Here is a 14,956-nt window from a genome sequence, read left to right as displayed (position 1 = left end):
TTAAAATTATAATTTAGGCAATTTTTGAACTATTTCACTGGCTAAATCTATACCTTGCTGCTGCATGATTTTTTCAAGTAACGGTGCCAAGGCGCCCAGTTTTTCATCCAGTGCATCATGAATGGTGTCTACGATAACCTGTGTACTGCGCTCAATTTCTATATTTAACCGGTCACCCGCTTTCTTTTGTGCAAACACTGTCATGCGGCGGGTTTCGGGTATCAGCCAGACTTCAAACCAGCTTTCGGTTTTGTTGACTTCAAACAGTGTCAGGCTGGTGCCATTAATGGCAATATACCCTTTGGAAAAAATGTATTTCATCCATTCTGGGGCGACGCCAATACGGTAGCAAAAGTTGTTGTCGTACTGCTGTACCATTAAAAGCGTGGCGGCAAAATCTATATGACCGGATAATGGGTGGCCACCGATTTCTGCGCCTTCCTTAGCAGCCCGCTCCGCATTCACTCGTGTTCCGGCCTGATACTCACCCAGCGTGGTAATTGCCAGACTTTGCAGCATGACATCAAAGCGTGCTGTATAATCATCGAGTATTTCGGTTACCGTTAGACAGGTGCCATCAATAGCCACACTGGCGCCAATCTGCAAATCCTGACAAAACCCTGCTGGAAAGCCAATGGTAAAAGTGCGAATGCCATCTAGATCAGTGACATTTTCAATGGTAGCAACAGCCTGGATAATTCCGGTAAACATGGGCTTCTCTTAAACTGGTTCATTCATAATATAAGCATCATACCAGCCATCTTTACCTGATAACTGCGCAACAATTTCCTTAAATTCTGTTTCTTCAATACTGTGGCCGTATCCCAATCTACCCTCCACTGCAAGCTGAAAATAGGGACGATCACTTTTATCAATGATTCCAACTTCCCTGACTTCGCGATCATCAGTAATTGCACTTTGCTCAAGTGCTTCATGTAACTCCAGCACATATTTTCTTTGCCATGGCGTTATCACTAAATGACGCTTTCCATCCAGATTAAACTCCAGATACAAGCTGCCTTTGCCTATTTTTAATTGTTTAACCAGCAGTATCTCGTTCACGCCATCTTCCGAAATAAAGGCATAAAATAATTTTTGAGTATCTGTCAGATCAACTTTATTGTATTTACTTAAAGGAAGTTTGGGCGGCTCATCAGTACCGTGCTGCTCATGTAGAAATTGCTGCAAATAATTCACCAATAATTTTCGACGCTCGATTTTAACCTCATGACTTAAATGTCCTTCATGGTTAAGCGTTACCGCAGACCTACCTAACTTTTTCTTATAGAAATTTTCTAAGTTAATAATCTCAGTGTCAGTTTTATTACTAGCTACCGTCGTTAAAATGGAGTATTGCATATCATCGATAGCTTTAGGATTGGCTTTAAGCAGACTAACCAATCGTTTATTGCCTCCATGCCCAGTTCTAGCATATTCACTCCAGCGTCCAAGAATTCCCTTATCGCCTTTTTTGCCATAGGCTGAACCGACGTAAAGCTGCCCTGTTCTATTATTTGAAATAAGGTAAATTCCATTAACAGATAGCATTTGATGCCATTCACGGTTGGCTTCAGGATAATTAATCATAGCTTGCAGTTGCTGATAAGTTAACAGAACTTGATCGTAATTCAGAAACTGTTCGATTTTTCCTCTGGCACGAATTTCAACAATCGGTTTAGGATTATTGTTTAATGATTGCAGCCATTTAATTGCTGCTCCACCCCAATTAATAACAACTCGTTTTTCCAGGTCTGCAAATCCAGAAACTCGCTCTAAATGTGTATATTCCAGCTGATCAACATTTTCACTCTCAAGCAACGTCTGAATGATGTCATTAGTGCTGAGATCGGCTTTAGTTGCAGGCCGATGACTTTTTACCTCATAAACAGCTTGAACGATTGTTTTATTTTTATCATCCTTTAAGCAGGACACCACATAATCACAATTTAAATTGCCGATATTCTGAATAGCCTGATACTTTTCCAGCATCTCGAGATTCTCGTCAAACAATTTGATCACTGCATCGTGTTTATTGCTATGGCGCATAATTTTGATTGATTTTGAACTATCAACGCCCGATATTTTTAAAAGATCTATTAAAGTCATTGAATAACTTCCTGTATTTATTAATGTTGAACGAATGATTCTTCTATAGTTATAAGTTTAATCCCAGTTAAGCTGCGACAGAATCTGCCGCAGCTCAGCCGTATTTGAGTATATTTACTCTTCCTGCGTCGCTCGTAACACTTCTTCAAGTGTAGTTTTGCCTTGCAAGACTTTCAGCAACCCATCATGCCGGATGGATGGCGCATAAGTACGGGCATATTCTTCCAGTTCATGCTCGGCAGCATTGCCATGAATCAGGCGCCGCATGGCATCGTCCACTGGCACCACTTCATAAATGGCAGTACGGCCAGTAAAGCCCAACTGGTTACATTGCTCACAACCCTGTGCCACGGGCACTTTTAGCGGTGACGTTAACTCGACCTGTTTAAATAATTGCTGCTCGTAGCTATCTGCTTCACGCCACGTATGGCAATGCTTACACAGGGTACGTACCAGCCGCTGGGCAATGACGCCAATCAGGGAGGAAGATAGCAAAAATGGCTCAATCCCCATGTCTTTGAGTCGGGTGACTGCCCCCACCGCCGTGTTGGTGTGCAAAGTGGAAAGTACAAGGTGACCGGTTAACGAAGCCTGCACGGCAATTTCAGCAGTTTCCAGATCGCGGATTTCACCCACCATCACCACATCCGGGTCTTGACGCAACATGGCTCGTAAAGAACGGGCAAAGGTCATGTCTACCTTGGTATTCACCTGGGTCTGGCCAATGCCTTCCAATTGATATTCAATCGGGTCTTCGGCGGTCAGGATATTGCGGGTATTGTCATTCAGGTCAGTGAGTGCGGCATACAGGGTGGTGGTTTTACCCGAACCGGTTGGCCCAGTGACCAGAATAATACCATGTGGCCGATGGATTAAATGGGTCAGACGCTCATAGTCGTCTTTCATCAGACCCAGATGGGTCATGTTGAGGCGGCCTGCCTGCTTATCTAAAAGACGCATCACCACGCGTTCACCATGACTGGACGGCAAGGTTGACACCCGCACATCCACTTCCCGGCCCGCCAGACGCAATGAAATACGCCCGTCCTGCGGAATGCGTTTTTCGGCAATATCCAGTCGCGCCATCACCTTGATCCGCGACACCAGTAACGGTGCCAGTTCACGGCGGGGCTGTACAATTTCACGTAACTGGCCATCGACCCGCAGGCGCACAGACAGACGCTTTTCAAAGGATTCAATATGAATATCGGACGCACCCAGTCGAATGGCTTCACTCAGCAAGGCATTGATCAGGCGAATGATCGGTGCATCGTCTTCCTGATCCATCAGGTCTTCGGTTTCAGGTACCTGATCGGCAAGGCTTAATAAGTCCGGATGATCCTCTAAACCAGCGGCCACCTGTTGCGATTCTCCGGTATCACCGGCAAATGAGGCGGCCAGCAGGCGGGAAAATTCTTCATCGGCCACGGTCTTGTAGCTGGCAGTAGATCCGAGAAAACGGCGGGCCTCGGTGAGTGCCGGTAAGGGTGCATTTTGCCGGCGCACGATAATAGCCTGCTCGCCCTCAAACTGGAGTAGCACACCATGACGCTTGGCATAACTGTAGGGAAGCTGAGCTTGACGAAGCAATTGCACGACAAAATCCATTTTCATTAAAAGGGATAATGAGTGTACTCTAAGCATCAGGCTGATTGAAGCGCTGGCTTTGTTTTCGGGAATAGTTTTTTAAAATCGGCTGTTGTATGGTTTTTAGACTGCTGCCTCAATGGTATTTCGACTAATTTTTTCACCGGTTTTTTAAGGCTGGATTTTGCAATACAGGGTATGACATTGACACCTGACGCGCTGCTACATCACACCTCGCATGACCATTCGCCACTGGAGCCATGGTGGGGGCCATTAAGTTTTATGGTTGGCCAGACCCGGGCATGGCGGCTAGGCTCGCTGTATATGCGTATTACCCGCAGTATTAATGAGTGGCAGCTGGAATACCATCGGCCGCGCCACCAGAATGAAAACATGCAGGACTGGGAAATACTGGATATGGATACGGCGTTTAGCGAACCTACCGTACTGGAGCGCTATATGTTTGCGCATACCGGTGATTCGTTGTCACTGTATCCGCGGCTGGCTGATCGCTCGGTAATTGTGAAACCAATTAATCCCATTTTTATTCCGGCAGGCCAGCAAGGCACCCTGTTTGTGAGTACCCCGTTATGGACGGCAGGGTTTGTCGGTGGGCAGCGTGAGCCTTTATTTGATATTGCCATCAACCGGCCCAAGGATTCATGGTTTGGCCCCGATACCATTAAAGGTGAGCTGTGCTATGCCACCCCGGTGGAAGGCCGTACCGATTTAAGGCAACTGGTGCCGCGTGCCTTTCGGGCGGTAACCCCGGTGCATTTTCACAACACCAGCAATACGCTGCTACAGCTGGACCGCATGAACCTGCCAGTGCAAGCCTTGCCACTGTTTCACTGTAGTGACAGCGGCCGCATCTGGACATCACAAATCCGGGTGGTACAGGACACACCCAACCGCCCACCACGCATCCGGATTGAAAACCGTACACCACCACAGGCGGGCCAGGTGGCTTTTATTCAGCCTCCACGTATTGGCGAAGGTGGTTTATTTCATATGTTTGACAGCTTTTTTTAACCTCAGTTTTTTAATGCTGGACTTCGTACTAAACCTAACACTGAATTTGTCACTGGATTGGATAAATGGCGCTTGATATTACCGAACAGTTCAAAAGCACCTTTATGGGCATGTTTAGCTCGGTAAAGACCGATCGCATTGAAGATATTCTGGTTGCGCTAGTGATGCTGGTGCTGGGTTTTTTTGTGGCGCGCTTACTTAGCAATGCCTTTATCCGTACCATTGGCTTTCGCTTTAATGCCCATCAGCGGCTGGTCTGGCGGCGCGGGATTTTTTATTTTATCTTCATGCTGTTTTTGATTACCAGCCTGCGCGAAGCCGGATTCAAGCTTAGCGTATTTCTGGGGGCAGCCGGAATCTTGACAGTTGCCTTTGGTTTTGCCTCACAAACTTCTGCGTCCAACCTGATTAGCGGCTTGTTCCTGATTGGCGAAGGCTCGTTTGAGGTAGGTGATATTATCCAGATGACGCTGATTCGCGGCTATGTGATTGAAGGCGAAGTGATGTCGATTGATTTGCTGTCTATCAAGCTAAAGACAGTGGACAATATTTTTATCCGGGTGCCCAATGAGCAGCTGATCCGTACACCCGTACAAAACCTGTCACGCTTTCCAATCCGGCGCATTCCCATTACGCTGGCCATTGCTTTCTCTGAAGACATGAGCAAGGTACGGCAGGTACTGCTGAATCTGGCCAGTGAATACCCGCTGGTACTGGATGAACCCAAGGCACGGGTTACCGTGACTGCATTCCGGGAATCCACCATTGAGATCATGTTTGCGGTCTGGACCCGGCGTGAGAATTTTTTAACGGTGCGCGATGAAATTCAGGAAATGATCAAGGATGATTTTATCCGTAACCACATTGAGATTCCAGTACCTAAGATTAACCTGCATCAGGGCCTGAATGATCTGGATGGCATCATGTCGGCAGATAACCTGCAAGGCCCCAACCTTAATGCCCAGTCCCTGAACAACCTGCCACCCACCACAACACCACGACGCTAACTGGCTGAGTGACTATGTGCTTTATCACTAGGAACTCCCCGGCTGCTGCATGGTTTTATAAAGACGCCATGCAGCAACAGCCAGCACGCTAACCAGCAGCATCAGCCCTACCCACAGCCCATACTGGCGAGTTGATACGGACTTAACCGTAACCGTGGTCTGGCCCAGATGCACTTTGCCCACCGGATTTAGTTTTTCAGGCAGGCGTGGTGCCAAGCGCTGGGTTTGTGGGTCACTCACCAGCTGATAAGGCGCTGTACCCTGCGCCAAAAAATACAGCACTGTTTTGGGCGCAAATACCTGTACCGGCAAGTGGGCCAGATTTAGCGGGGCTTCAATGTGTACACGCCATTCACGCGCCCTAACAGGCCGGTTAAAGTTGATCTGGTTCATGTTGTCCTTGTCAGCATTTAGGCCATCCTGACCATCACGATACAACTCGGCCTGCCCTACTTCCTGCCATATCTCACGGCCCTGCTGTGGCATTCTGGCCAGCACCGTGACCTGCCATAACTGGTTGGCGGGCACCTCAAACTGCATTTTTTGAATGGCAATCTGGTAGGGCAACTGGAGCTGCCATTGTCGCGTGGTATCCGTGGTTTTCTGCAACTGGAATTCCTGCTGCTGCCACTGTGGCATCACTGGCTGGCTCGCCTGAAGCTGCACTTGCTGCAATGCCAGTGGCTGGTCAAACCGTAACCGCCAGAACGGGTAATACTGCCGGATATCTACCCGTTGCTGTACCAGCTTTTGACCTTTGCCGTCATGGGTTTGCAACACCTGCCCCAAGCCGGCAAACTGCCAGTCCACCAGATTATCACTGCCCTCCACCTGTACCTGACTGGAAAAATCATTAGTATTCCAGCTCAGCATGAGTGCTTCAGCCTGCAATTGTTCCGGCAACGGCGGCGCAGCCAGTAGCCAGCTTTGATCTGTACCTGCCTGAATCAGGTTTAAATCCGGCTGGCCCGGCCATGTCACCACGGCCTGCTGTTCACCCTGCTTTAATTGAAGCTGAAGCTGGTTCAGGGCTGCAGGATTATTAAATATTGCCTGTGCGGGCCAACGATAAATCTGCAATGGAATGCTGGTTTTTTGGGGTTTTTGTACGGGCTGTACAATACGCATGGGCATGACTTGCCAGTTGGCATCCACCACCGATAGCTGTCGGGGCTGCTCCAGATAGGCGGCAATATTGGCCAGATTTAGCTCAAGCTGCTGCACACCCTGTAGGTTTTTTTCAGTAATTGGTGTGCTGAGCGGGTTGCCAGCAGCATTGGCGGAGGCCAGCCAGCTCCAGAGACCAGCCGCGATCATCAGTTTGAAGGTCATCTTTAGCCCTACCTATCCTTGGAGCCGGGGGGAAGTGCCGAAGGTTCAGGCACTTTTACTGGGGGTAAAGGTGCAATATAGCCAATCAGCAGCATAATCAAGCCTGCACCAATAAAAGATACAATTCGTGCAATCGCCGCAACATTGGACAAGTCCACCAGCAACAGCTTGATGACAACCACAGCCAGCAAGGCAATGCCCGCTAGCCACACTTGGCGCCAGCCATAGCGACTGGCCAGACCCGTGAGCAATAATGCACATAGCGTCCAGATAATGGTTAAGCTGGTTTGCACCAGATCAACCTGCCATGCACCGTTTTCCCACAGCGGGGTTGCTGCCCATTCATGCAGGGTGCGAATAATCAGGCTGGTTAAGCTAAAAAATGCTGCAATGCCCAGCGCAGCCTGTGCCACTTTCACTATGGCTTGCGGTAAATTACTCATTAAACGGTAAATCACCAAACCTGCCATAATCAGGCAAATATCCAGCAGATTTAGCACCGGTATATAAGGCAACCCGCCAATCTGCCCACTGGACAGCCAGTTGGCACCCATAATCCAGCCAAACAGGGCCACACTCACCGGAATACTTAAATCATGTCGTAAAAGCTGGGGGTCAATCCGCAAAATGGATGTGTTGACCAGTAACAGTGCTGCCATGAAAGCCAATGGCAGAATAATCATGGCAACCATAGGCTGCTGAATCCAGTACACCTGTAATAGCACACTGCCATAAACCAGCAAGCCTAATACCCATACGGCCTGCTCAAAACGGCTGGATAGTGGTTGTCCATGGCGCTGGGACTGTAGCTGAACCTGTGGACCAGACCCGGATGGTTCCTGTAGCTGTAGTGGTTGCGCTGCGGCCTTGGTAATCTGGCTGGAAATACGCTGGATGGCCAACAGGCCAAAAGCTGTATAGCCAATGATAGTTAGCCATAAGAGTAAGCGGTGGTTAAACAGGCGGCCATAATCAATCCAGATTACAGCGGCATGCAGGGTTAACGCAGCCAGAATCAGCTTGATAAGTAATGTTAGTTGCGGCCAGTAAAAACGCCAACTGGCCAGTATTGCCAAAAATATAAAAATCAGTGGATACAGGCTAAATTGCAACAGATGCAAGGGCCAGTAAAACTGATGGCCCATACTCCATTGCTCCAGCTCGTTTAAGGTAATCTGGCTGGCTGCAAAAGCCCAAAGCAACATTAGAAATGCAGGCTGTAACAGGTTTAAGGGCAAATTGACCAGTGACATTACGCGCTGATCCGGACGCCGCACCAGCAAGGCACATATCAACAGGCACACGCTATAGATCACCAGTGGCAATAGCATGTCCTTGCCATTAAAAGCCAGCCATAATAGTGCCAGCGTGCTTAAACCTTCCAGCAATATGCCAAAACGAATTGACCAGATGCGGTTTTGCCGCTTGCCCAGCCACACCAGCGCCGCACCCTGTACCGACCAGCCCACTGCGGTCCACTGGGCATCCAGCGCCAGCGGAATTACCAATGCCATAAAGCCAATGCCCAGTGCCAATACGCCTTCGGTTAATAGCACCAGCTTTTTATTCTGGTAAAACAGCTTATAACCCAGCGCCAGATACAGCCCCGACAGCACGGCACTACTGAGCGCCAGCGCATACGGAATGTCACGCAGCAAGCCAGCTTGCAGGGCAAACCCCATCAGTGGCACACCAAACAGCAGGCTGCTGTCTACTGGTGCAATACTCACTGAGTCACTGGGTTGTACCGCGGCCAGTTGCTGGCTGTAACGCACCACAATAAATAAATACAGCGCCAAATGCGCCAGCAGCAAGCCTTCCAGCGGCCAGCGCATGCTCTCTTCATAGCTGTTCCAGCCCACATAACCCGCTACACCAAAGGTCATGGCCGCACCCAGTACGTTCAGCACTTTCCAGATTTTATAATGCGCCATCCAGGCTAGCGCCACATTAAGCAACAGGTAATAGCTAAACAGCCCAACCAGATTATTACTGCCAGTTGAGGTGAGCAGTGGGGCCAGAAAACCGCCACCAAAGGCCAGCAAGGCCAGCGGCAAGGCATTTTGCATCAAGGCAAGCGCTGCACTCACAATTGCCAGAATCGCCAGCAAACCAAAAGTCAGGCTGGCTGGCAATACCTCATACATGCGAAACGCAGCAAACAGGGTAAAGTACACAATGGCAAGGCCAGCGCCCTGAATACTCATGGCGTAGCTGCGGCGTTTTTGCCGTAACTTGAGGCCAATCAGGGTGAGCGCAACACCACCCATGGCAACCGCACCCAGCCGCAACTCAATGGGAATGGTCAGCAGGTCATTGGCCAGCCGTAGCAGTAAAATCACCCCCACCAGCAGGACAATTACCCCTACCCGTACAATGGCATTGCCACCTTTAAACCATTGCAAAAAGGAATGCCAGATAGACGTTACAATGTTTAGTGATTGCTCATCCGGCTCCAGTAGCCGGGAGTGTGGACGTGCCGGTGTGGCTTGCGCTTGCGGCCAGGCTGCTTTTGCAGGACTTGTGACTGGTGCTGTGTCCGGTAAACCCAGTGAGTTGGTATCAGGTGGTTCGATGGCACTGGTTTGTGCTGCCAAAGCCAGCTCCACAGGCACCTGACTTGCTGGTGAAAGTAACTCGCTTAAGTTGTCATCTGATGATGTGGATGGGTGCGGGTAGGATGCCGTTTGAGCAGATGCAGAGCTTGCCTGTTGATAGGCTGATGACTGCTGAATGGTGCTTTTTAGTAACTGTTCCAGCCGGCCAATATCCTTGTCCAGCTGACGCTGGGTTTTCAGGCTGTTGAGCAGTGCCACAATAGCCAACACCAGCGGTAGCACAAACACCACAATGGCCCAAAACGACAAATGAAACATCGAACCTTATCCTTGTTTTACTTATTTTTCATCGTACCGCAATGCAATAGATTAAAAATTTAGTTTATGTAAAGGCTTAATTTAACAAATTTGCCTAATCACGAGTTTGCCCTACTGAATAATAACCATAAAAACCTGAATCCATTGCAAAACCTTTTTTGCGTTTTTATATTTTTATTTTAAAATTCATCAACTCACAATGCACAAAAGCCGTACTTTAAACCACAACTGACTGTTGAAATTTGTGCTTTTTGCTCCATATTAATCTTCACGTACAGGATGTTAACACCGTATTTTTTGCATCATTTTTCCTGCTGAACCGCTACTGCATTTTCAATTTGGACACATTTGGCTTCTGGTTGAAAATCACACCCCTGCTGCTTAATGCCCATGCTGGGTAGGCACTTATTTTCAGGTTTTTTCGTGTTATTCTGCACAGGTCCGGCTGGAATGAAACCGACGTGATGCACATTATCCTGTGCGCAAGTATTCAATTCTACCTCTTGGAAAATGGCTATTTTAAATGATGAAAGATGACATGCCCCCCTTTGTACTGGTTGATGGTTCGTATTACCTGTTTCGGGCATTTCATGCATTGCCACCGTTAACCACCTCCACCGGACTGACCACCAATGCAGTACGTGGTGCGTTATCAGCCATTCAAAAACTCATGCGCCGTACCCAGCCCACCCACATGGCGGTGGTATTTGACACGCCAGAACCTACTTTTCGGCATAAGCTGTCCAGTGATTACAAGGGTGATCGTCCGCCCATGCCCTCCGAGCTGGCAGAACAGATTCCCTACCTGCATGCGGTGATTCGCGCCTTGGGTATTCCATTGCTGATCCTGCCCGGTGTTGAGGCCGATGACCTGATGGGAACGCTAACCAAGCGCGCCTGCCAGCAAGGCCATCATGTGCTGATTTCTACCGGTGACAAGGACATGGCCCAACTGGTGAATGATTGCGTGAATCTGGAAGACAGCTTCCGTGACCGCGTGCTGGATACCCAGGGCGTATTTGAAAAATTTGGGGTCTGGCCACAGCAGATTGTGGATTATCTCACCCTGATGGGTGATGCGTCTGATGGTATCAAGGGCATTCCGGGCGTGGGTACCAAAACTGCCGCCAAGCTGTTGCAGGAATATAATAACATTGATGGCATCCTGCAAAATCTGGACAAGATTAAAGGCAAGCTGGGCCAGAATATCCGCGATCATCAGGACAGTATTCCGCTCAATCACCAGTTGGCCACCATTGTGTGTGACTTGCCCGTAGGACTGGACTGGACGGAACTCAAACTGGGCAATCCCAATGTTGAGGAATTGCGTCGCTTGTATACCGAGCTGGAATTTAGAAGCCAGTTGCAGTCGCTGGAGCATCCTAACAATCCTGACCGCTTAGCCACCCAAAAGCTGGGCACGCAAACTGAAGATACCCAGCAACAGACTAATCAGGCATTTGACAGCCTGTCGGAAAGTAGCAGCAGTGATGACAAGCTGGGCACTGCGCACTATCACACCATTTTAACCCAAGCGCAGTTTGATGACTTTTTTAAACGCCTGCAAAACGCTGATCATTTTGTCATTGATACCGAAACCACCAGTCTGGATTACCGGATTGCACAAATTGTTGGCCTGTCCTTTGCCTTTGATGCACAGGAAGCTTTTTACATTCCGCTGGCGCATGATTATCTGGATGCACCCGAACAGTTAAACCGTGAACTTATTTTAGAACAGCTTAAACCGTATTTTGAAAATGCCGCGATTGGCAAGATTGGCCATCACTTAAAATATGACGCACATGTGTTTAAAAACCATGGCATCAATTTAAAAGGCTGGGTGTTTGACACCATGCTGGCGTCTTATGTGCTTAATCCAACGGCCACCCGGCATGGCATGGATGATGTGGCGCGCCTGTATTTAAGCCACATGACCACCACCTTTGAGGATGTGGCGGGCAAAGGCGTCAAGCAGCTTACCTTTAATCAGGTTCCACTGGAACAGGCCGCACCATATGCCTGTGAAGATGCGCATGTGACTTATCGCCTGTATGAAGTATTTAGTCGCAAGCTGAAAGAAGACCCGGCTCTCGAACAGTTGTTACTAAAACTGGAACTGCCCGTCGCACAAATTTTAACCCACATGGAATGCTGTGGTATCAAGCTGGATACCCGGTTTCTGGCCAAACTGGGTGATGAGTTTTCTGGCCTTATTGACACACTGGAACAGCAGGTCATTGAAATGGCTGGCCAGCCGTTTAATGTGTCATCGCCCAAACAACTGGGTGAAATCCTGTTTGATAAAATTGGCATTGCCGGCGGGAAAAAAACCGCTAGCGGCCAATATGCCACGGGCGAAGCCGTGCTTGAAAAAATTGATCACCCGATTGCCGCCACCGTGCTGGAACACCGTAGCCTGTGCAAGCTGAAAAGCACCTATACTGATCGTCTGATTGCGCAGGCCGATCCGGGTACTAACCGGGTACATACCAGTTATCATCAGGCAGTAACAGCAACCGGGCGCTTGTCTTCTACCGATCCTAACCTGCAAAACATTCCCATTCGCGGACAAACGGGCCGGCAAATCCGCAAGGCCTTTATTGCGCCGGAAGGCCGTGTGCTACTGGCCGCGGATTATTCACAAATTGAACTGCGGCTGATGGCCCATTTTTCACAGGATGAAGCACTGTTGCGGGCTTTCCAGCAAGGGCTGGACATTCATCAGGCCACCGCTGCCGAGGTACTGGGCATTGCACTGGAAGATGTGACCAATGACCAGCGTCGTCAGGCCAAGACCATTAATTTTGGCCTGCTATATGGCATGTCCTCATTTGGGTTATCCAAGCAGCTCAAGTTGTCGCGGCAGGAATCGCAGTCCTATATTAACCAGTATTTTGCCCGTTATCCCGGCGTGTATGAATACATGCAAAACACCCGCAAGCTGGCGTCCGAACAGGGCTTTGTGGAAACCCTGATGGGCCGTCGCCTGTATACGCCGGATGTCAATGCACGCAATGCCATGGTGCGCCAGGCCGCTGAACGCGCCGCCATCAATGCACCCTTACAAGGCTCCGCGGCTGACATTATTAAAAAGGCCATGATTGCCGTGGATCACATGCTGCCTAAGGATCAGGCCATGTTACTGTTGCAAGTCCATGATGAACTGGTGTTTGAGGTCGATGACGCCATTGCTGATTCACTGGCCAGCGCGTTGAGTCAGGTCATGCAGGATGTGGTGCATATTGATGTACCGTTACTGGTGGAAGTGGGTAAAGGCAAAAACTGGGAAGATGCGCATAACTAAGCTTTTCATAACCAAGCCTTTAAAGTAGCGCTTTTAACTCCTTAGGCTGACTAACACTCCCGCCTGTTAAAAAGGCCATCTAAACAACAAAAAAGCATATCCATGGATATGCTTTTTTATTTGCCTGCCTACACACTTTTTACCAGAAACCTGCAAAATCCCCTGTTGGCCTTGGCATTAATAACCAATTGATGCCAGCAGCACCATCGCAGCCTGCGCCATCAGTTGCTCGGCAATATAAATAGCCAGCAAGGCCACAATGGGTGAGAAGTCCAGCGGACCGGTGTTGGGCAAAATACGGCGAAACGGCGCCAGCAATGGTTCGGCCAGTTGCCAGATTACATCAATAAATGGCGAGCGTGCATTGGTAAAGACTGTCACCCAGCTTAAAATAATGGAACCAAAAATAATATAACGACAAAAACGCAATAAGCCCTGAATCAGCGATAAAAAGGTTGCCATTAACAACTCGACCGGCAATGGCGCTGGCAATCCATTGAGGTAGGCATTTCCCATTAAATCCAGTAGCTTAAGCAATACCAGTAGTACCAGTGCCGCCAGATTAAGGCGACCATTGGCCACCGTTGGCAGAATCCGGCTAAACATGTCCACCATAGGCGTTGCCTTAATGGTAGCCTGCACCACGGGATTAAAATAATCCACTGCGGCCAATTGCATGATAAAACGTAAAAAAATCAACAGTGTTGCAATGTTAATCACAAGATTAAACAAAACCGAAGAAAGAGGTTCCATGCATGTGTTCCAGATTTAAAATTTAACTAACGCGTCTTTGACCCAGTGTAGCGTTGAGGCAACACAATTTTTTCATCACTACTTTACAGTGGCGCTACTGTGTTCCAGCGCAATTGCCAATTCTGCACTGCGCGTGGCAGCAGCCTGCAAGGCCTGTTGAATATGAACATTCACTTGGGTGGCATCCATGGCTTCTATTGCCGCTTGCGTGGTGCCATTGGGTGAGGTAACGTTTTTGCGCAACTGAGCTGGTGAATGCGGACTGTTCACGGCCATTTTAGCAGCGCCCAGTGCAGTTTGCAGGGTAAGTGCCTTGGATTGTGCTTCCGTCAAGCCCATATCCTGCCCAGCCTGAATCATGGCTTCCATCAGGTAAAAAAAGTAAGCAGGCCCAGAACCCGAAACCGCCGTGACTGCATCCAGTTGCTGTTCCTGTTCTACCCACAGTACCAGACCAGCGGCCTGCAATACAGTGGTAGCCAAAGCACGGTCTGCCGTTTCCACCGCTGCCGTAGCATACAAACCGCTTGCCCCGGTCTGAATCAGGGCGGGCGTATTGGGCATGGCCCGTACAATACGCGGATAGTTACCTAGCAGGCGTGACAGCGTGGAAATAGTAACACCCGCTGCAATTGAAATAATTAACTGATTCTTAAATTGGTCACGCAAGGGTTCCAGCACTAAAGCCATTACCTGCGGCTTGACTGCCAGCACCACCACCCGAGCATCATGGACTGCCTGCTGGTTATCCGTGGTGACCTTGACGCCCAGCTCGCGCAAGGTGTCGTGCAGGGCTTCTACTGGCTCTGACACGGTAATGTCTGCCGCCTTAAACTGCTGGGCCAGCAAGCCGCCAATCAGCGCCTGTGCCATGTTACCACCACCAATAAAAGCAATTTTATGGCTTACCGTTTCATGGGCTTGTTCAGGTGCTTGTCCGGATGTTACTGCGTGCATAG

General features: G+C 49.1%; 10 protein-coding genes. 3 read left to right on the top strand and 7 right to left on the bottom strand.

What is annotated here, in order from left to right:
* Positions 1–6: 6 nt before the first annotated feature.
* The 3 genes from BKE30_RS01685 to gspE form a co-directional block, all read right to left on the bottom strand.
* Positions 7–711, bottom strand: coding sequence for a riboflavin synthase subunit alpha (locus BKE30_RS01685; protein ID WP_076876940.1), 705 nt, complete (start codon positions 709–711; stop codon positions 7–9).
* A gap of 9 nt (positions 712–720) precedes the next feature.
* Positions 721–2,106 (bottom strand): GIY-YIG nuclease family protein, encoded by a 1,386-nt coding sequence (locus tag BKE30_RS01680; RefSeq protein WP_076876939.1) that lies wholly within the window; start codon positions 2,104–2,106, stop codon positions 721–723.
* A gap of 114 nt (positions 2,107–2,220) precedes the next feature.
* On the bottom strand, positions 2,221–3,702 hold the full coding sequence (gene gspE, locus BKE30_RS01675) for a type II secretion system ATPase GspE (protein ID WP_076876978.1): 1,482 nt from the start codon (positions 3,700–3,702) through the stop codon (positions 2,221–2,223).
* 273 nt (positions 3,703–3,975) lie between these two features.
* Between gspE and BKE30_RS01670 the strand changes: the two genes are divergently transcribed.
* Positions 3,976–4,725, top strand: a complete 750-nt coding sequence (locus BKE30_RS01670; RefSeq protein WP_406564651.1) for a hypothetical protein — start codon at positions 3,976–3,978, stop codon at positions 4,723–4,725.
* 104 nt (positions 4,726–4,829) lie between these two features.
* Entirely contained in the window at positions 4,830–5,732 is a 903-nt protein-coding gene (locus BKE30_RS01665) for a mechanosensitive ion channel family protein (RefSeq protein WP_406564650.1), read from the top strand.
* Between the two features lie 27 nt (positions 5,733–5,759).
* Here BKE30_RS01665 and BKE30_RS01660 read toward each other — a convergent pair whose 3' ends face one another.
* Positions 5,760–7,064, bottom strand: coding sequence for a DUF3999 family protein (locus BKE30_RS01660; protein ID WP_076876937.1), 1,305 nt, complete (start codon positions 7,062–7,064; stop codon positions 5,760–5,762).
* An 8-nt stretch (positions 7,065–7,072) separates the two neighbouring features.
* Positions 7,073–9,940, bottom strand: coding sequence for a DUF2339 domain-containing protein (locus BKE30_RS01655; protein ID WP_076876936.1), 2,868 nt, complete (start codon positions 9,938–9,940; stop codon positions 7,073–7,075).
* A 538-nt stretch (positions 9,941–10,478) separates the two neighbouring features.
* On the opposite strand from BKE30_RS01655, the gene polA reads away from it, so the two are divergent.
* Positions 10,479–13,244: a DNA polymerase I gene (gene polA, locus BKE30_RS01650; protein WP_076876977.1), complete on the top strand. Its 2,766-nt coding sequence runs from the start codon at positions 10,479–10,481 to the stop codon at positions 13,242–13,244.
* A gap of 177 nt (positions 13,245–13,421) precedes the next feature.
* Here polA and BKE30_RS01645 read toward each other — a convergent pair whose 3' ends face one another.
* Together BKE30_RS01645 and proC are read right to left on the bottom strand one after the other, a co-directional pair.
* Positions 13,422–13,997 (bottom strand): YggT family protein, encoded by a 576-nt coding sequence (locus tag BKE30_RS01645; protein WP_076876935.1) that lies wholly within the window; start codon positions 13,995–13,997, stop codon positions 13,422–13,424.
* Between the two features lie 78 nt (positions 13,998–14,075).
* Positions 14,076–14,954 carry a pyrroline-5-carboxylate reductase gene (gene proC, locus BKE30_RS01640; RefSeq protein ID WP_076876976.1) on the bottom strand — a complete coding sequence of 293 codons (879 nt, stop codon included), beginning with the start codon at positions 14,952–14,954 and terminating at the stop codon, positions 14,076–14,078.
* Positions 14,955–14,956 lie beyond the last annotated feature (2 nt).

It is taken from the genome of Alkanindiges hydrocarboniclasticus (genome assembly GCF_001982605.1).
In the GTDB taxonomy this organism is placed as follows: Bacteria; Pseudomonadota; Gammaproteobacteria; order Pseudomonadales; family Moraxellaceae; genus Alkanindiges; species Alkanindiges hydrocarboniclasticus.
Note: the sequence above shows the minus strand (reverse complement) of the source record. Positions and strands in the feature narration are given on the sequence as shown.

Coding starts and splice junctions, on each gene's coding strand:
- BKE30_RS01685 (WP_076876940.1), bottom strand. CDS start 711: ATGTTTACCGGAATTATCCAGGCTGTTGCTACCATTGAAAATGTCACT.
- BKE30_RS01680 (WP_076876939.1), bottom strand. CDS start 2,106: ATGACTTTAATAGATCTTTTAAAAATATCGGGCGTTGATAGTTCAAAA.
- BKE30_RS01670 (WP_406564651.1), top strand. CDS start 3,976: ATGGTTGGCCAGACCCGGGCATGGCGGCTAGGCTCGCTGTATATGCGT.
- BKE30_RS01665 (WP_406564650.1), top strand. CDS start 4,830: ATGGGCATGTTTAGCTCGGTAAAGACCGATCGCATTGAAGATATTCTG.
- BKE30_RS01660 (WP_076876937.1), bottom strand. CDS start 7,064: ATGACCTTCAAACTGATGATCGCGGCTGGTCTCTGGAGCTGGCTGGCC.
- BKE30_RS01655 (WP_076876936.1), bottom strand. CDS start 9,940: ATGTTTCATTTGTCGTTTTGGGCCATTGTGGTGTTTGTGCTACCGCTG.
- polA (WP_076876977.1), top strand. CDS start 10,479: ATGCCCCCCTTTGTACTGGTTGATGGTTCGTATTACCTGTTTCGGGCA.
- BKE30_RS01645 (WP_076876935.1), bottom strand. CDS start 13,997: ATGGAACCTCTTTCTTCGGTTTTGTTTAATCTTGTGATTAACATTGCA.
- proC (WP_076876976.1), bottom strand. CDS start 14,954: ATGCACGCAGTAACATCCGGACAAGCACCTGAACAAGCCCATGAAACG.